19 protein-coding genes and 2 pseudogenes are annotated in these 18,633 nt (G+C 38.7%); 10 read left to right on the top strand and 11 right to left on the bottom strand.

All coding sequences use genetic code 11. From position 1 onward, the window contains the following. Positions 1-261: 261 nt before the first annotated feature. A complete protein-coding gene (locus tag S3O_RS0101360) occupies positions 262-747 on the bottom strand; it encodes an ankyrin repeat domain-containing protein (RefSeq protein WP_010597262.1) in 486 nt (161 codons plus the stop codon). Continuing rightward, positions 638-943 (bottom strand): annotated as a pseudogene (locus S3O_RS20240) (ankyrin repeat domain-containing protein); the annotation flags it as partial. The pseudogene S3O_RS20240 and the gene S3O_RS0101360, both read right to left, overlap by 110 nt. 1,062 nt (positions 944-2,005) lie before the next feature. On the opposite strand from S3O_RS20240, the gene S3O_RS0101365 reads away from it, so the two are divergent. From S3O_RS0101365 to S3O_RS0101375, 3 genes are all read left to right on the top strand, one after another. Next, the gene (locus tag S3O_RS0101365) at positions 2,006-2,785 is read left to right on the top strand and encodes an SPFH domain-containing protein (RefSeq protein WP_192805845.1); all 780 of its coding nucleotides are present in this window, start codon (positions 2,006-2,008) and stop codon (positions 2,783-2,785) included. Beyond that, positions 2,748-3,638 (top strand): SPFH domain-containing protein, encoded by an 891-nt coding sequence (locus S3O_RS0101370; RefSeq protein WP_192805846.1) that lies wholly within the window; start codon positions 2,748-2,750, stop codon positions 3,636-3,638. The genes S3O_RS0101365 and S3O_RS0101370 overlap by 38 nt, the downstream gene beginning before the upstream one ends. Before the next feature lie 103 nt (positions 3,639-3,741). Beyond that, the gene (locus S3O_RS0101375; protein WP_010597266.1) at positions 3,742-5,019 is read left to right on the top strand and encodes an adenylosuccinate synthase; all 1,278 of its coding nucleotides are present in this window, start codon (positions 3,742-3,744) and stop codon (positions 5,017-5,019) included. Positions 5,020-5,089: 70 nt separating this feature from the next. On the opposite strand, the gene S3O_RS0101380 is transcribed toward S3O_RS0101375, so the two are convergent. After that, the gene (locus tag S3O_RS0101380; RefSeq protein WP_010597267.1) at positions 5,090-6,229 is read right to left on the bottom strand and encodes a glycosyltransferase; all 1,140 of its coding nucleotides are present in this window, start codon (positions 6,227-6,229) and stop codon (positions 5,090-5,092) included. A gap of 241 nt (positions 6,230-6,470) precedes the next feature. On the opposite strand from S3O_RS0101380, the gene S3O_RS13140 reads away from it, so the two are divergent. The 7 genes from S3O_RS13140 (at position 6,471) to S3O_RS0101415 (ending at position 11,935) form a co-directional block, all read left to right on the top strand. After that, positions 6,471-7,469, top strand: coding sequence for a GDP-mannose 4,6-dehydratase (locus tag S3O_RS13140; protein WP_010597268.1), 999 nt, complete (start codon positions 6,471-6,473; stop codon positions 7,467-7,469). An 82-nt stretch (positions 7,470-7,551) separates the two neighbouring features. After that, positions 7,552-7,866 (top strand): hypothetical protein, encoded by a 315-nt coding sequence (locus S3O_RS0101390; protein WP_156792674.1) that lies wholly within the window; start codon positions 7,552-7,554, stop codon positions 7,864-7,866. Beyond that, a complete protein-coding gene (locus S3O_RS0101395; RefSeq protein ID WP_029463580.1) occupies positions 7,863-9,197 on the top strand; it encodes a glycosyltransferase family 4 protein in 1,335 nt (444 codons plus the stop codon). Before S3O_RS0101390 ends, S3O_RS0101395 begins: the two co-directional genes overlap by 4 nt. A 169-nt stretch (positions 9,198-9,366) precedes the next feature. After that, positions 9,367-10,056, top strand: a complete 690-nt coding sequence (locus S3O_RS0101400; RefSeq protein WP_029463581.1) for a glycosyltransferase — start codon at positions 9,367-9,369, stop codon at positions 10,054-10,056. Further along, the gene (locus S3O_RS0101405; RefSeq protein ID WP_029463582.1) at positions 10,038-10,532 is read left to right on the top strand and encodes a glycosyltransferase; all 495 of its coding nucleotides are present in this window, start codon (positions 10,038-10,040) and stop codon (positions 10,530-10,532) included. The genes S3O_RS0101400 and S3O_RS0101405 overlap by 19 nt, the downstream gene beginning before the upstream one ends. A 98-nt stretch (positions 10,533-10,630) precedes the next feature. Next, on the top strand, positions 10,631-11,092 hold the full coding sequence (locus S3O_RS0101410; RefSeq protein ID WP_010597270.1) for a hypothetical protein: 462 nt from the start codon (positions 10,631-10,633) through the stop codon (positions 11,090-11,092). A 45-nt stretch (positions 11,093-11,137) separates the two neighbouring features. After that, a complete protein-coding gene (locus tag S3O_RS0101415) occupies positions 11,138-11,935 on the top strand; it encodes a methyltransferase domain-containing protein (protein WP_192805847.1) in 798 nt (265 codons plus the stop codon). A 76-nt stretch (positions 11,936-12,011) separates the two neighbouring features. On the opposite strand, the gene S3O_RS0101420 is transcribed toward S3O_RS0101415, so the two are convergent. From S3O_RS0101420 to S3O_RS0101460, 8 genes and pseudogenes are all read right to left on the bottom strand, one after another. Then, positions 12,012-12,767 carry an ABC transporter ATP-binding protein gene (locus S3O_RS0101420; protein WP_010597272.1) on the bottom strand — a complete coding sequence of 252 codons (756 nt, stop codon included), beginning with the start codon at positions 12,765-12,767 and terminating at the stop codon, positions 12,012-12,014. A gap of 18 nt (positions 12,768-12,785) precedes the next feature. Beyond that, a complete protein-coding gene (locus S3O_RS0101425; RefSeq protein ID WP_010597273.1) occupies positions 12,786-13,412 on the bottom strand; it encodes an ABC transporter permease in 627 nt (208 codons plus the stop codon). Positions 13,413-13,436: 24 nt separating this feature from the next. Beyond that, entirely contained in the window at positions 13,437-13,622 is a 186-nt protein-coding gene (locus S3O_RS0101430) for a hypothetical protein (RefSeq protein ID WP_010597274.1), read from the bottom strand. A gap of 38 nt (positions 13,623-13,660) precedes the next feature. Further along, positions 13,661-15,314 (bottom strand): annotated as a pseudogene (locus S3O_RS13145) (CTP synthase). A 1-nt stretch (position 15,315) separates the two neighbouring features. Further along, positions 15,316-16,095 carry an HvfC/BufC family peptide modification chaperone gene (locus S3O_RS0101440; RefSeq protein WP_010597277.1) on the bottom strand — a complete coding sequence of 260 codons (780 nt, stop codon included), beginning with the start codon at positions 16,093-16,095 and terminating at the stop codon, positions 15,316-15,318. Then, positions 16,079-16,948: an MNIO family bufferin maturase gene (gene bufB, locus S3O_RS0101445; protein WP_010597278.1), complete on the bottom strand. Its 870-nt coding sequence runs from the start codon at positions 16,946-16,948 to the stop codon at positions 16,079-16,081. Before bufB ends, S3O_RS0101440 begins: the two co-directional genes overlap by 17 nt. A gap of 188 nt (positions 16,949-17,136) precedes the next feature. Next, complete coding sequence (locus S3O_RS16925; protein WP_156792675.1) at positions 17,137-17,385, bottom strand: hypothetical protein; 249 nt, start codon at positions 17,383-17,385, stop codon at positions 17,137-17,139. A gap of 236 nt (positions 17,386-17,621) precedes the next feature. After that, positions 17,622-18,602, bottom strand: a complete 981-nt coding sequence (locus S3O_RS0101460; RefSeq protein ID WP_010597280.1) for an MraY family glycosyltransferase — start codon at positions 18,600-18,602, stop codon at positions 17,622-17,624. Positions 18,603-18,633 lie beyond the last annotated feature (31 nt).

Here is an 18,633-nt window from a genome sequence, read left to right on the forward strand (position 1 = left end):
AGGTTCTTTCTTAAAATATATTTTTCGCAAAAAACGAAATAACCGATTTCTTCCTATTATAAATAAATCATGACAAATTCAGTTGAAAATAATCATGCAATGCATAGCCATCTTCAACTGATTCAGTAACAAAATAAATCTTAACGAGTCGCTGAGAAACCATCTCGTGCGTGGGTTCTAAGTAACTAGAATTAAGAAGATGATAAACGTTACTTTTTTCTAATTGACTTAAAAATGTTACACCATAAGTCATTGATAACTTTAGTTTAGAAAAACAAATACTTTTTTAATAAATTTGAAGACTGGATTACCTCTATATTTTTCTAATATTTCTTTTTTATCCTGATTAATATGAAGATCATCAAACAACTTATAAACCGTTTTAAATTTTTCCTGGGTGATTTTATCCAGTTTATTCATTATGGCATCCTCAGATAAGGCTTTACCCGTCTTTTTATCAAACAGCTGAATGTCCTGATTAGTCATCTTAATTTCAAGAAAAGAACAGAGATGTTTTAAGTAATCCTCAATAGACGCAAAAATTTCCTTCTTCCCATATTGTCTTAATAACGCATTCATTTTATTATTTTGTTGTACCATAGACGACATCAACACTGAATCACAACATTGATTTACTTTAGCACCGTGTTCGAGAAGAACGGTGGCTGCCTCTACTTGACCTCCCTTGATAGCTACATCCAATGGATTTAAAGCCTTTTTTATTCTTTTCATCTGTTTTTGCATCATTATCAAGGAGTAACTTAACAGTCCCTGTGTGGCCTACCGTCGTGGCTAAATGCAGCGGGGTTTGGTTATATTTATCCTTTGCATTTATGTTTGCTCCTTTTTCGATGAGTAATTTAACTGCCGCTGTCTGACCTGCCTCCGCGGCTACATGAAGTGCGGTTTGGCCATTTTCATCGTTTTTATCTATTTTTTCGACATTTTTGAGGAGTTCACAGCTAAATGTAGAGAGATGTTATCATTTTTCTTATTTATTTCTTTGAAACCCTCTTTAATATTTCTTATAAGCTTTTTAAATCGCATATTTATTACCTGTTAAATTAAAATTATCATAATAAGATTAAAAGGATATTTATTTAATAAAATAAGAAATTTAGTTTAAAAAATGATTTAGATAATTTTAAAAGAAGTAAAGGATGTAAATGTTTATTACCTTTTTCTAGCGAACGACTTAACGAAAATAAATTTTTATTTTTTGCTGTGGCTTTACACCCAAATTTTTAAAAGTGTTGCTACGATGTTTTGAGAGGGTGGATCACTATCATTAATAAAAATTATTAAGCAACCCTGCAACCAAGAAAAATGTCAATGATCGTAAAGAGGATACTTCGAGCAGAGAACACCTCATTTTATAGTAGAACATCCTGCGATCTGGTCAGTCTTTGAAATCAGAAGAGGATAACCACTCCGACAATTTGCCATTAATGGTTGCGAGAAGTGTCAGTCCTGCCTAAAATGCACGGTTGTTAATTATCTTTTTGATAAGTCCAAGCATTTTCCCAAAAATGGCTCATTGTAAAAAATAAGAGGAACCCGCTTATGCCCTGGAATAAACCGGGTCGTTCAAACCCTGATGATCATGACAACCCGACTCCTGGGGAAAGGAGAAAACAAGAAAAACCACCACAGAATCCACCCGACTTACAAGCACTGCTCTGCCAATGGGGAAAATGGATGGGTGATCGGCTTCGCCTTCATTCATGTGTTTCCGCAAAAAAGGGTGTGCGTGGCACGTTAACGCAACGCTATGGGCTAATTGTTATTCTACTGGGAGTTTCCGTCTTTTTTGAATTGGCGTGGGGGATTATCCTCGTTGATGCTCACGAACAAGTGTTAATCACGCGCTTCGGTCAATATCAACGTACCCTAGCATCCGGTTATCATTGGATATTTAGACCGATCGAGCAAGCAATTCAGATCCCTCTAAAAAAATCAATCCTTGAGGGAACAAAGCCACTTGATTCTAGCGGATCAAAATCCGGTGTCGATTTCAGTCAACCTCACGTACTCGATTACCCAGCCCATCGATTATGGATTGAATACAGCACGTCCTTTAGACCATCTACAACAAACTGTCCGAACAGTCATCTATCAACGTATAAGCCCCCTTTCCTTTAACGCCTTACTTGAATTAGATCGAACACAGGTTGCGCAACAACTCAAATCTGCAATCAATACCCGTCTACGTACCGCAAACAGCGGAATTCTCATCACTCAAGTCGTACTCAATCCGCTTGATATACCTGCTGAACTCAAAACAGCGTTTGATGAAGTCAATACTGCCCGAGCCAATCAATTAAAAATGGAGAATGAAGCCAAAACAAATGCCTTGCAGCTAAAATTACAAACCCAAGGTGAAGCAAAACGTCTGATTGAAGAAGCAAAAACTTATCAGCAAGCGGTGATTCTAAAAGCGAAAAATGAAGTAGTCTCGTTTTTAGAGCAACTACCCAGCTATAAACTTTTACCTAAGTTAACCCAACAACGTCTGTATTTTGAAGCATTGCAAGAGATGATGCCGTATAGTCATACTCTATTAATCACAGGATCTAATGCACTTCCTCCTATGAAGTGGATCTTAACCCATCCGGACGAACAGATGACGCCGCTCAAAGCAACCAATCCACCTGATGATGCAAAAACGGCCTCTACCAAACAATCAGCGCTCACTACACAAAGCAAGACATCAGAACTTCCCAGTGTCTATGCAACGGCAGAGGATTATGATTCTAAAAGAGGCTACGATGACAATGCGCAGTAAGATTCGTTTCATCACTCCTTGGCTACTGTTATGCGGTGCACTCCTGCTTATTAAGGAGAGTGTTTATCCGGTTCCTCAAGGCGCAGTGGCTGTGCTGCAATCCTCGTTTATTCACTCGAGATTACCTAAATTACAGACCTCTCCTGGACTGTATGGCAAATGGCCATGGATACAAACCGTATCGATTCTTGATCAGCGCGCGCAAATCGTTCATGCCGCAGTAAAGTTAGCCGCGACAGCGACTCAACCCGCTTTGACCTTAGACTATGCGGTAACATGGCGAATTTATATACGCAAAACAAACGCGCTGAAACAACCGATTCAAGAACAAGTACTGAGCACAATTAATTCCGAGTTAACAAAGGCTTTAGACCGACTCTCTTTACGAGAAAAACTGCAAGCCACTGAAAACACGAACTTACGATACTCCACCCTCCAAGCGCTCAATTTGTCGTTCGCCGCTTGGGGAATTACTCTGCAGACCCTCAATTTTGTGGGTCTGCAATTTGTACAAGTCGATCCGGATAATCTATTTAATACGCTTCGCATACAACAGGCGCAAAAAGCACTCCAACAACGCGACCTAGGGGAACAACACGCAGCACTGATTCGTAACCAAGCGGAGCAAGCAGCGGCACAATTACTTGAAAAAAGTAGTCAAAAAGCATTGGCGCTGCGTTATCACGGGGATGAAGAAGCCGCCAAAATTTATTATGATGCGTATCATCGTTATCCGGCCTTTGCGGCATTTTATCTCAAACTAAAAGCCTATCAAGCCGCATGGGTTGCCAATGCTAAAAATGATAATGTCCTTATTCTTCACTTAGAGGATTCTTTATTAAAAAAAGATTAAAACATCGGAACAAGAAAATGAAATGCGTTATCCTAAAAGGAAAGGTATTTTATCCTGATACGGGACGCGACTTACTTTAACTTATTTTTTGAGAACACTGATTATGAACAAAACTGTTATTATCGTTGGCTGCCAATGGGGCGACGAAGGAAAAGGCAAAATTGTCGATTTATTAACTCCACAAGTTAAAGCGGTCGTTCGTTTCCAAGGCGGGCATAATGCCGGTCATACTTTAGTGCTACAAGGTAACATTCCATCCGGTATTTTACACAAAGACGTCTTATGCTTTATTGGGAATGGGGTCGTTATTTCACCCGAAGCCCTCTTAAAAGAAATCAACGAACTGGAAGCAAATGCCGTTCCTGTTCGTGAACGTTTACGAATAAGCGCCACCTGTCCTCTGATTCTCCCTTCTCACATTGCCTTAGATGAAGCCCGTGAACACGGTACGGGTGCACAGCAGGCGATTGGGACAACTAAACGCGGAATCGGTCCAACTTATGAAGATAAAGTGGCACGCCGTGGTTTAAGAATGCACGATTTCCTCAATCCAAAACTATTTGCTGAAAAACTAAAAACCCTTCTGGCCTATCATAATTTTTTACTCGAACACTATTACCAAGTGCAAACGGTCGATTACGAAACAACTCGGGATCGCTTATTGGCACTGTGCGATGAACTGATTCCGTTAATTACCGATGTTCCAGCACAATTAACTCATTACCATCAAACAAAACAGCCCTTACTTTTTGAAGGCGCACAAGGTACTTTTCTTGATATCGATCAAGGAACTTATCCGTTTGTGACTTCCTCTAATACGATAGCCGGTGCGGCGGCGACAGGAAGCGGGTTAGGGGTCCGTCATTTTGATGCGGTGTTAGGTGTGAGTAAAGCCTATAGTACACGTGTGGGGCATGGCGTTTTTCCCACGGAGTTAACCGATAATATAGGTGCTGAGCTCCGTGATCGTGGCCATGAATATGGTAGCGTGACCAAGCGGCCGCGTCGTTGTGGTTGGCTCGATGGCGTCTTGCTGAAACGAGCGGTTTTACTCAATAGCATATCCAGCTTATGTATTACTAAATTAGATGTTTTAGACGAACTTAAAACTATTAAAATTTGTGTTGGCTATACGTTAGCGGGACAAACATTACAAGAAATACCATTGAATCCAGATGCTCTAAAACATTGTCAACCGATTTATGAGGAATACCCAGGTTGGCAATGTTCTACCACACCGATAAAAGTTTTTTCTAAATTGCCCCACGCGGCGCAACAGTATTTAAAACGCATCGAAACGCTCACTCAAGTTCCCATCGAGCTGATTTCGACCGGACCCGATCGTGAAGAAACTATCGTGCATGGTTTCTCAGTCGGTTAAACCCAAGCGTAATTGAATCAAACCGTTAATTCATTCAGCAAAGGAATGCTGGCTGAATGTTTTCTTTTTATCAATGCAGTATTTCCTCATATACCTGCTGCATTTGAGTAATCATTCTCGAGCGTGTAAAACGCTGCTGAGCATACTCGTAAGCGGCTCTACCCATCGTCTCGCATAAAAGAGGTGACGTGTAAAGTTGATAAATTGCTTGCGCCAGCGCTTCAGAAGAATGAGGTGGAACAACAAAACCGGTTAAACCTTCTTGATTCACTCGCGCATGTGGCGGTAGAACCGCACAACTTACGATAGGTTTACCACAAGCCATTGCTTCAACTTGGACTAAACCAAACGCCTCATTCTTATCAAGCGAAGGCAAACAAAAAACCTGGCAAAGCTTATAAAAAACAGGTAACTCTTCTTGAGGAATTTCACCTAAAAAAGAGACACGCCCTTCCAAACCACGTTGTCGAGATTGCTGTTTAAGCTTTGTGGTTAACGGTCCATAACCACCTAACAATAAAATAATATCTTTTGGTAAATGAGACAGCGCATCAATCAAATAGCTAAACCCTTTATAAGGAACATGTCGACCCAGTGCAAAAATAATAAATTTTTCACGAAACTGCTGCTTGAGTGCATTCAGTTTGTCTTGTGCACAAGGAGAAGAAAAATAAGTCAGATCAATTCCATAAGGAATCAAGTCAATTGTGTTTCGTGCCCGCGCGATGGCAATTTGTTCAGATTTTTCAGCTAAATAAGGATTTGCAACAATGATGCGATGAGATTTAGTCAACAAATGGTTCACTGAAGGCTGATAAAACCGCAACCATTTTTTTTGTTTAACCACATCACTATGCCAACTAATCACCCGCGGCACAGAGGCCGGCAAAACTTCAGAAGCAAGATGCGCCATCGGGTTAGGTAAATGTAAATGAACTAAAGAAAACGGTGCGCGCTGATGAAGCTTCCAAACCAAATAAGGCATCGTCGGGCAACAAGGTGTCCCCGCCCAAATACCGGTCATCGGAACATTTACTTCAAGGTAGCCCGCAGTTTTACAAAGCTGGGGACTGTGTTGATCGCGTGCGGCGATCTTAAGAAGACGAAAACAACGTAAATCCGCTAAACCCTGTAATAGATCGTGTAATGCACTTTCTATTCCGCCACGCCATGTCTGCGCAAATTTTCCTAAATGTAAAATTCGATACACAAGTAAACTCTTTCCATAACAAAAAGATTAAATCATAGCAGCTTCTTTAAGAATAAAGAAAAATAAAGTATTTTTCTTTATTTTCAGTCGAAACAGATTTTTCTTTTCTAAAATTAGCTGCCATGATTTTAATAATAATTATTTATATTAATTAGCTTTGTAAAATAGCGGTAATTGATATAGATTTTAGCCGGTGCTATTGTTACAATTCTAATGTTCGATTTTATAGGGAAATAATAGGATGTCGCATCGCGCACTCATCACTGGAATTACGGGTCAAGATGGCGCTTATCTGGCGCAATTTTTATTAAATAAACAGTATCAAGTTTATGGCTTGATTGCGCGTCGAACAAGTAACAGTTTTTGGCGGCTCGATGAATTAGGTATCCGAAATAAAATCCATTTTATTAATGGTGATATGATGGATCCGGCTTCCCTGATCCGAGCGATGGAACTCTCCCAAGCCGATGAAGTCTATAATTTAGCGGCGCAAAGTTTTGTCGGAACGTCTTGGGAACAACCTAGTTTGACCAGTCAAGTGACGGCGTTAGGCGTGACCCATCTTCTTGAAGCCATACGACTCACCCATTCCCAAGCACGCTTTTATCAAGCATCCAGTAGCGAAATGTTTGGTCTGATTCAAACCGAACGTCAAAATGAACAAACTCCTTTTTATCCACGCAGCCCTTATGGTGTGTCTAAACTGTATGGACACTGGATGACGATTAATTATCGAGAAAGTTACGGCCTCCATGCTTCGAATGGCATTTTGTTTAATCATGAATCCCCCTTACGCGGTTTGGAGTTTGTCACACGTAAAATTAGTTACGGTGTTGCGCAAATTAAAAAAGGTCTTTGCCAAAAATTAGCTTTAGGCAATATTGACGCACAAAGAGACTGGGGCTTTGCGCAAGATTATGTTGCAGCGATGTGGCTGATGCTACAACAAGAACAACCAGACGATTACGTGATTGCTACCGGAAAAACGGCAACCGTTCGCTCACTGTGTGACTTGGCTTTTCGTTATGTCGGTTTAGATTACCGCGATCACGTATTCATCGATCCCAAACTCTTTAGACCCTCTGAAGTCGATATTCTCTTAGGCGATCCAAGTAAAGCCAATCATCAACTTGGTTGGCATGCTCAAACAACGCTAGAAGAATTAATGAAAAAATGGTCGATGCCGATCTGGTACGCTTTAAACACGTTTCAGAAGAAGTATTTCATTCTGAATAGTTAGATGTAATCTCACCTAACCATTCACTTAACTCTAGTTTTCAATTGAAATTATCTTTATTTTAAAATAGAGAAGGCGCTCACTTATGAGTCACATGAAAAAGATAATAAAAAAAATCGTTGTTAACGGCTATTTTTTAGCCTGCTATTTCTATTCGTTCGCTGCTCGTATTTTTAGAATACCTTCATCCTCCTTTAGTGAAAAAAATAGTATTTATAATGTCAGTTTATTATCGATTTTTAACCGATTATGTGCAATAAAAGTATATTTAGATCAAAAAATACCTATTTTTATCTTTAAAGTCCCATTGCAACAAAAAATCATTTTTAAACAAATGAGTCAAGAAAAACAACACGTCTATCAAGATTTAAAACGAACACTGACTATAAAAAAATCATGAAAATTGTTTTCGATCTACAATGCCTGCAAGGAAGCAGCCGATATCGTGGAATTGGTCGTTATAGTTTAGAATTAACGAAAGCATTTATTCGTCAAGCCCCACAACATGAAATCTATTTACTCCTGAATAATCAGGATCTCGATGGATTAGAGTTTGCATATAACGAATTTAATTCACTGATCCCCAAAGATAGAATTAAATTATTAACGCTTCCAGATAAAATTGCCGATACGTGCTATCACAATACTTGGCGAATACAAGCAACCGAAACACTTGTTGAGGCCTATCTTGCTAATTTAGCTCCAGATATTGTATACATACTGAGTTTATTTGAAGGACTCAACAACCGGACCATTACTTCATGCAATCACTTAATGACACCTTATTTAAAAGTCATTACACTGTATGATCTCATTCCTTTTATCTATTCTGATTTTTATTTAAGCAAGATAAGAAATAAGCACTTCTTCTTAAGAAAATTTCAACAATTAAGAAAAGCTGATTTACTCATCAGTATTTCAGAAGCCTCCGCCAAGGAGGCTATAGAATTATTTTCGCTAGAAAAAGATAAAATTATTAATGGCTCGGTTGGACTTGATGAAAAGTTTATAACCTATCGGCCAGAGAAAAATAAGTTTAAAGCGATTTCCTTAAAATATAATATCAATAAAAAATTTATTTTTTATCTAGGTGGCAATGATTTTAGAAAAAATATTCTTAATCTTATCAAAGCTTTTGTTGCTTCACCGTCATTATGGAACCAATATCAACTGCTGATCATTACTGCAAAAAAATCGATTTTCCTCGATGAAGCTGCCGCACAACTTATCAAGCCGACTCCTTTAAGTTTTAACGATATTCTGCTCTTCGATCGCGTCGAAGAAGAGGCGTTACTTACTTTTTATGCGCATTGTAGTCTATTTGTCTTTCCTTCTCTCCATGAAGGGTTTGGTCTTCCTATCATCGAAGCGATGGCGTGTGGCGCACCCGTAATTGGCTCGAATGTTTCAAGCATTCCAGAAGCGATTAATTGTGCAGAAGCACTGTTTGATCCGCACGATCCGAAATCGATTGCTCAAAAAATGGTTCAAGCCGTAGAAAATGATTCGTTTAATCTTTTTCTACGCAATCATTCGCGAGTACAGCATAAAAAATTTTGCTGGATTGATTCAGCACAAAAAGTACTGCATGCGTTAGAAGATCTTTATCAGAAAAAAATAAAGAAACACAAAATAAACCTCAATTACCTTTTTATAAAAAAAGAGTTGCTTATTTTTCGCCTTTTCCTCCAGAAAAAAGTGGCATCGCTTATTATAGTGTTAAACTCGTAAAAGAATTAGCGCTTTTCTATGATGTGGTCCTGATTACTTCGCAAAGAAAAGTTTTTGATGACTTAATTACCCTTAACTTTACGATTCGAAATATAGATTGGTTTAAAAAAACACTTCTCAATTTGATTTTATTTTGTACCAACTAGGCAACTCTTCTTTTCACTTTGAGATGTTTGAGTTGATAGAACGTTATCCCGGCATCATTGTCCTGCATGATTTCTATCTGAGCGAAGCCACCTATTCTATCAAACGTACTATTCAACATAAAAATAATTATTTTTTAAAAAGTCTTTATCTCAGCCATGGGGTAAAGGCACTCAATGAATTCTATAATAAACCGCTTGCCCACGTTTTTAGCGAATATCCCTGTAATAAATCTATTCTCAATCGTGCCTTAGGCATCATTGTTTTATCCGATTATTCACTAGGACTGATGAGAAAATTTTATGGCAACACCTCTACCCTTACGATTCAGAAAATTCTTCCTCCACATGCAACACGAACGATCCACTCTAATCAAAAAATAGCGGCTAAAAAACAACTTGGTTTCCAAGAAAAAGATTTTCTGATTTGCAGTTTTGGTTACCTAACCACAAATAAATTAATTGATAAAATCATTGAGAACTGTATTCAGCTGTTAAATACCCATAAAAATATTTTCCTAGTTTTTATCGGAGATTTTTCGGATAACCATTATAAGAAAATGCTGCGTAAACTTATAAAAAATCATCGCTTACTGGAAAAAGTTTTTTTCAAATACTTTACGGAAAAAAATTTTATGAAAAATACCTTATCGCTGCCGACATTGCTATTCAACTACGTTCTTTTTCTCGTGGTGAAATGTCTGCAGCGTTATTAGATTGCCTTGCGTACGGGATTCCCACGCTCATCAATGCACATGGTGCTCACCAAGAAATACCAGACGAAGTTGTTTTTAAAATAAGTAATACGTTTACCGATCTAGAATTAGCACAATCTATTGAACGTCTTTGTTTTGATACAAGGTTACGTGAAAAATTATCTAGTCATGGTCGAGAGTATATTAGTACACAGTATCATCCGGCTAAAATAGGCCAACAATTCCATGACGTCATGGAGCAATTTTATACTCATAATGTAAATTTTAAAGAACAACATTTAATTAAAAAATTAGGTGGTATTTTAGCCACGCCTAATGAAAAAGATATACAAGATATCACGGATATGATAGTTGCGAATCGAACACGATTTGGTTTACCAAAACTATTCATTGAGATTACAATACTTTTCAACAAACAAAAAATTATGGGGTTTCATCAAACTCATTCCTCTCACTTTTTCTTAAAGAAATTCTAACTGCTTCCTTTGATCAGCTCGATGTTGAAGCCGTTCATTATCAGCCTAAATATAAAAGCTATTATTCAGCACTACAGTGGGTAAGCGCTTTTTTTTCTTTGCCAACACCACCTTGCAAAGATTATCAGCTGAATCTCTTTGCTCAGGATAGATTACTGATTCCTTTTAAACAAACATTTCTTCAAGATAGTCCTCTCTTTGAACAGATTAAAGCGTTTTATTTTAAAAGAATAAATACTTATTTTTTAATAGAGTCTCTTCACGATTTAATCTTTATTATTGATCATATCACTGATCGTTACGAAAAAAATAAATCGACTATAAACATTAAATATTTTTCTTATATTAAGGCGATAATTTGTTTAGTGGCAACTACAAAAGTAGATTTACTTATTCAGGAAAAATGGCAAAGAATTCAAACAATCGTTGGTACAACATTACATTTTATTTTTTTAAAACATCAACAATCACTCACCCAACAAATTGAAACGATTCTATTAGAAAAATTAGTGATGCAGACTGAAGTAGATAACACAACTATTTTCTCTTCTGTATATTGAGAACAACCTATTTCTTAAAAGTGAGATTTTTATATGGAAAATTTTATGTCTTACGCTACGTGTAATATCGCTGATTTTTTACATCCAATTTACAATACCCTTTGCCGGAAACTACGCATCACTCCGCGTTTACAACGTAAGCAATGGGAGTTTATCTATATTATTTACCAGTTATATCGAAAAAAAGTATTACATGCTCAAGCAAAAGGCTTAGGTTTTGGCGTTGGGTCTGAACCTTTATGTTCATTTTTCGCTTCACTTGGATGCCAAATTGTTGCCACGGATGCGCCTCCTGAGATTGCCTCTCGTGATGGCTGGACAAGCACGGCACAGTATGCGAATAATCTCGACACGATTTATAAAGCAGAAATACTGGATCGTGCGCTGTTTAATCAAACAGTACGTTTCCAAGTGTGCGACATGAATCAAATTGACCCCAATTTAACTGGATTTGATTTCTGTTGGTCCTCTTGTTGTTTTGAGCATTTAGGCTCTCTCCAAGCTGGAATTGACTTTGTTGTAAACAGTGTTGAAAAAACACTACGGCCAGGTGGTATTGCCTGTCACACTACTGAATATAATCTTTCTTCCAATGATAAAACATTGGATAACGGCGTTACCGTGATTTATCGAAAAAGAGATATTGATCAGTTAGTTGAAACACTCCGTCAACGAGGCCACCAAATTGAACCCATACAGATTTCCCCTGAAGATCACCCTCTAGAAAACTACGTCGATGTTCCAACGTATTGTCAAGATATTCATCTAAAATTACAGTTACAAGATTATGTAGTGACCTCTATTGGCCTGGTCATTCAACGCGGTGATCCATCATTGAAATAACAGAATCGAGCCAAAGTGGTTGACTGATTTTTTTAAGCTTATTTTTTTATTTGATAGAGAGAGAGGATAAGTTTTCTTAACAAGGTGCGTGATTTAACTGTTCATAAAGAATGAACCCTTTTTCCATTTCTCCAAAATAAATTAATTGTCCTTTTTCCAACAAAATCACTTTATTACAAAACTTTCTTATCGTTTCATTGGAATGGGTCGCCAAAACTAAAAGACTCGATTGATCAATAAATTCACTCAGGCGAGTCTGTGCTTTCTTTAAAAAAGCGCTATCTCCTACTTCAATTAATTCATCCATTAATAAGATATCTGGCTGGATACACGTCGCCACGGCAAACGCTAAACGTAATTGCATCCCGGCTGAATAACTACGAACCGGTGTAAAAAGATAATCGCCCAATTCTGTAAATTGCGCAATGTCATCCATTTTATTTCGAATTTCTTTGCGAGTTAACCCTAATAATAAACCACGTACCAAAATATTTTCATAACCTGTCGATTCTGGATGAATGCCCAACATCACATTGAGTAAAGAACATACTTTACCCTCTATTTGAATCGTTCCGGCACTGGGTTCATAAATTTTAGCCAATACCCGTAAAAAAGTGCTTTTTCCAGCGCCATTATGACCAATTAAACCAACTCGATCACCATGTTTTAATTGTAAAGTTATTTTATTCAGTGCTTGAACCACCATTTTATTTTCTTCGCGATATAAATCGCCCCCTAGTGCTAAACGTAAAAACTGTTGTTTTAACGATCGGGCATTAAAATTATAAATAGGAAAATGTATAGAAACCGTATTTAATTGAACAAAGGCCATGATTATTGATCCTTTTATTTACAGCCAATAAGCAATTCGCGCACGATAACGTGCAAATAAAGTAATAAGCAAACAAAAATAAAGCGTATAAGAGGAAGGTAACGTGCCTAACAAAGGATTACGTAATAACGCCATAAACTGGGCAAAAGGATTATAATCGATCACATAGCGATAACGCTCAGGTAACGCGCTCGGTGGCCAAATAATCGGTGTAAGAAAAAAAATAACCTGTACCAAACTCATAATCAATTGCACAATATCTCGGTAACGGGTTCCTAAAATGGCTAATATACTTCCATAAAAAACGCCATTGAGCCAAATCAAGGCTAAACTAATTAAAGTAAACAACGTATATCCATTTATCGGGATATTAAAGAAAAAAATAAGTGGCAATAACACTAAAATATGATGAAAAAAAATAATAAAACTACGTGAAACCGACTGAAAAATAAAAATTGAATATGGCTGCTTGATTTGCTTAATGAAGAGTTCAGAATCAATAAAAACACTCGTACTCTCGGTTAATAATACCGAAATTAAACTCCAACCGAGAATACCGGTTGCTAAAAAAGGATAATAGGTGGCAAGATCAACCTTAAATAGGCCACCATATAAAAGCCCCATCGTATAAATCGTGACGGCCATACTTAAGGTAATCCAAAAAAGGTCCTAATGTTGAGCGACGATAACGTAACTGGATGCTTTGCCAAGCCAATAAAAACCATACACGCCAGCTTTGTAACCCTTCACGCAGGTCTTGCCAAGCGAGACCATACGTTGTCGAGTAAAATGTTCCTTTTTTAATCGGGCTTCTGTGAGACTACGCTCGGTTTCACCCAATACTTGTTCCTTCATCACCTGCTTTTTTCCCTTCTTTTTGCTTTCGTTCTTTCTTAAGTAGAAATAATCCCCGCCTCACTTAAACCCTGCGTATGTTGAGCCCGGGCGGCTTCAACAAAACTCACAAATAAAGGATGACCATCTCGTGGGTTTGAATTAAATTCAGGATGGAATTGACAGCCAATAAACCAAGGATGCTGTTTGAGTTCAATCATTTCCACCAAATTACCTTTTTCAGAGCAGCCCGAAATAATTAAGCCTTGCTTTTCTAAATCGGATAATAATTGACCGTTGACTTCATAGCGATGGCGATGACGTTCAATCACCTTTTCTTGGCCATAGAATGCCCTTGCTTTTGTTCTTTCTCTGAGGTGACACGTTTGTCCCCCTAAGCGCATCGTGCCGCCTAAATCGGAATTTTCATCCCGTTTTTCAAGTAAACCTTCTTGGGTAACCCACTCCGTGACTAAAGCGACGACTGGATAAGGGGTTTCTGGATCAAATTCGGTACTGTGCGCATTTTTCAAACCGGCAACATTGCGCGCAAATTCAATGAGTGCCGTTTGCATTCCTAAGCAAATACCTAAATAGGGGATATTATTTTCACGCGCGTATTTTGCAGCCAATATTTTCCCCAAAATACCTCGCTTACCAAAACCACCCGGAACTAAAATCGCATCTAATCGTTCAAGCAAATGGCCCCCCTGTTGTTCCACCGCTTCAGCATCAATGTAGACAATATTAACGTGTGTGCGGGTTTTAATACCAGCATGCATTAATGCTTCGCTTAAAAGAATCGGCTAACCCCATATATTTACCGACCATACCTATCTTGACTTCACCCGTCGGGTTTTCTTTCGCCAAAACCACTTCTTCCCAAGCTTGTAACTCTGCAGGTGGACAGTGGCTGAGTTCAAAGCGACGGAGTATGCGTTCATCTAGACCTTGGCGATGCAACAATAAAGGCACTCGATAGATATTATTCACATCGGGGAGAGAAACGACGTCCGCACGCTCTACATTTGTAAATAACGCAATTTTTTCACGCGCCGACTCTGAAATTTCTTCTTTAGAACGACAAATCAGAATATCAGGCTGAATACCAATTGAACGTAATTCTTTGGTAGAATGTTGGGTGGGTTTAGTTTTAATTTCACCGGCGGTGCCAATATACGGGACCCAAGTCAAATGAATAAATAAAGTGGCTGTATTCCCAAGTTCAACACGCAATTGACGAATCGCCTCAAGAAAAGGTAAGGATTCAATATCACCGACCGTCCCACCAATTTCAACTAAGGCGATGTCCGCCTCTTTTGCGCCTTTGACAATAGCCTGCTTGATTTCATCCGTCACATGGGGAATCACTTGTACCGTACCGCCCAAGTAATCGCCACGGCGTTCCTTACGCAGTACACGGGCATAAATTTGGCCCGCGGTAAAATTATTGTTTCGCGTCATTTTCGTGCGCACAAAGCGCTCGTAATGACCCAAGTCTAAATCGGTTTCTGCGCCATCTTCCGTGACAAACACTTCACCGTGCTGATAAGGGCTCATCGTCCCAGGATCCACATTTAAATAAGGATCCAGCTTAAGTAAGTTGACTCTCAGGCCTCGAGACTCGAGAACCGATCCTAATGACGCCGCCGCAATGCCTTTTCCTAATGAAGAAACGACACCGCCTGTAATAAAAATATATCGTGTTGCCATCTTATGGGATGTAAACCTCCGAAAACAAATGACTCGATAACCATCGTGTTATACACTGCGCAACCTGCATCGCCGCCTTTTTTTCATCGACTTCCCCACTCTGATAAATCACTTCACAGAGTTGTTCGAAACAAAGTCGGCTTTGTAGACCGCTTAGGAGCGTCGACTCAGCCGATGTTAAACAATGTGCGTAAGACTGTAATTCTTTACGCCAAACAATGCAATGTGTAGATTGTAAAAAGGGCTCAAAACGCTTTTTTTCTTGGACCCAAGTTTTCCATAATTCAAACGTATTCCACTTAAAGTGTAAACTTTGCACAGAAGCATGTAATTTAAAACAGACTAAAGGCCAACTTTCGGGTGGGATGGCCTGTAACGCCGTCTGTTCTAAAATCGGATCATCCTTTGCTTCGACACTCTGATTTAACGCACGACTCAGCTCAGCCAGTTCAATCAAATAACCTTGAGCGGGTTTGAGCACCTTGCCCAGAAATTCTGGGAATTGGCGTGCAAACTCGTTAATTGAGTAATACTGTGACGGATAAGTATCAATAAAATCATCCGCGTAGTCAGTAAATTCATCGTTTCCTAGATAAGCAAGCAGAACCGGGTACTCTCGCTGTAACGCATCAATTAAACGCCAACGGTACCCATTGCTATAAACCGCTAATCGCTCGTCAATCACGCCTCGATACGGTGGTTTAAGATGACATAAAATAGGTAGCTCAGCGTACCGCAAATGATTTTGAAACGCCTGCTGTAGCTCATAAAGGGACGACATCAACTTCTCTCCATACGGATTCGGCAATCTGCTTGGCGCGCTGAAGTTCACTCACTAGCTCCGCAAAAGCCGGGATATTATCATCTCGTTCTATCATCGTTGCCACTTTTCCAAAACGCCGTACCGCTGCGGCATACAACGACCAAACTGCTTCAATTAATGGCGCATCATGCGTATCAATAATATAATCTCCACACAGCTTGTGTCCGGCCAAGTGAAACTGGCGGACCCGATGTACCGGAATTCCCTCCAAATAACGCTGTGGATCAAAATGATGGTTAATCGAACTCACATAAATATTGTTAATATCTAATAAAATCAAACAATCTGCCTGTTCGGCGACCGCAGCGAGAAACTCCCACTCTGTCAGCATGGAATCTTGATATTCAATATAACTCGAGACATTCTCCAAAAGAATTTGTCGGCCTAGAAAATCTTGAACTTGCTGAATACGTGGTACAAGATGTTTTAATGCTTCTTCTGTATAAGGTAAGGGTAAAAGATCATGCATATTCAGACCTTGAACCCCTGTCCAACAAAGATGATCCGAAATCCATACTGGCTCAATCAGCGTAGCTAAGGCCTTTACTTTTTCTAAGTACGCACGATTGAGTGGATCGTGACTGCCTATCGATAAAGAAACACCATGCAAAACACACGGGTAATGTTCGCGAATACGTTGCAAATAATAGCGATGTCGTCCGCCTTCGACTAAAAAATCTTCGGTGATCGCCTCAAACCAATCTATTTTGGGTCGAGTCTCTAAAATCGTTGTGTAGTGGGGTGCACGCAGCCCGAGTCCAAACCCAAGGAATGGATCACGCTTCGGCTCAAGGGGTGTTGAATGATTCACTTTTGTTGTAGACACTCCATTTCACAGGTAAATTTATAAGAAATTAATCAGTCTATTCGCTAAACGTATTTGCATAACTGATCCCCTTTAACAGACTCACTAAAAAAAGCCGCGTAACAATGACGCGGCTTTATTGTAAAGGAACTATTTAAAGAGAGGAAGTCACTTAACTCCTCACTAAATAAACCTTAAGCATTCATTTTTTGTTGAACGTCCATTTTAGCCTGTGCATTTTCTGCGCGGTAATGACGTTTTTTGTGTTTTTTAGCTGGCACAGCTTGCTTACATTGGCTAACGCATTTGCAAGAGTTACAAGGATCAACGCAAGGAGGCTCACAGCAAGTCGGTTCTGGCGCGTTACAAGCACCGCCTAAACAACCGGAAAGAAGAATAGAAGAAGCCGCAGCTGCGATAATTAGTCCCGTCTTTTTGATCATGATCATTTATCCTCTGTAATAAATAAAATTAAGAAAAATTTTTCTGTTACTGCAAAAGAACCGTTATAGCAAAAAAGCAGATCAACTGTCAGCAACACTTAGTTTTTATACATAATCGTAAAATAATGCAAGTAGTTTTTGATTTTCAGCTTAGGTTTGTATAAATAATAAACTATTTTGCTTCTGCTGTAAGCGATAACGTAAATAACTGATACTGATAAAATAAAGCATAAACATCAACATAAACAAAAAAAGAGAATACTTTCTGAAATTTGATAATAAAAAGCGAGAATGGCTGCACCACCTAAAATAAAATTAAATAAACCCAAGGAAATACTAATTTGGCGGGGTGAATACTGATATTCAGCTAATAAATAATGAATATGATTTCGATCCGATGTAAAGATTGATCGTTTTTGAATCAACCGCTGAAGCATCACTGCCGCGGTATCGAATAAGGGTAAACTCATAACCCATAACATCGTTACCGGTGTCACGATAGGCGCCGGACTATGTTGAGAAAGTTCTATTAAAAACCAAAGTAACGCAAACCCTAAAAACATGCTGCCTGAGTCACCCATAAAAAGATACGCTTGAATCCCCGATCGCCATCGAAAATTAAATAATAGAAAAGCCATTAAAACTGCTATCAGCAAACATAAAAACGGAATTACTACAAACTGCTGGCTTAATTGAGCACAAATCACTAACAGAATTAATTGCACCAAGACCACTGTCCCAGCTAAACCATCCATGCCATCAATTAAATTAATCGCATTGATCAGCCCCAACCCGGCAACCAACGTAATGACTAAACTAGCGACAGGCCCTAGAAAAATTGCTCCATGAAAAAATAAAGTTCCTAAATAAATTAACTTAATATCCCCCCAAAAAAACATCAGTAAAATAGCGATAATTTGTGCGCATAATCGACTTTTAGCAGAAAGCTCGCGTAAATCATCCAATAAACCGACAAAAACTAATAAGCTTAATCCGGTAATAAAACTACGATACGCGTACAAAGAAATTGGTAACGTCAATAACACCGCAGAAAAACCTAAAAACATCGCCACGCCACCAATCAACGGAACTCGGCCTGCATGCCGTTTACGATGATTTGGAGTATCGACTAAATTTAAACGTAAAGATAAAGGCCGTAATAAGAAAATACAAACGCTCGTCACTAAAAAAGCGCCCAAGCAAGCAAGAAAATACATAATAAAATCCCTTTTAATTTAAACAGCCCAC

It is taken from the genome of Rickettsiella massiliensis 20B (assembly GCF_000257395.1).
In the GTDB taxonomy this organism is placed as follows: Bacteria; Pseudomonadota; Gammaproteobacteria; order Diplorickettsiales; family Diplorickettsiaceae; genus Diplorickettsia; species Diplorickettsia massiliensis.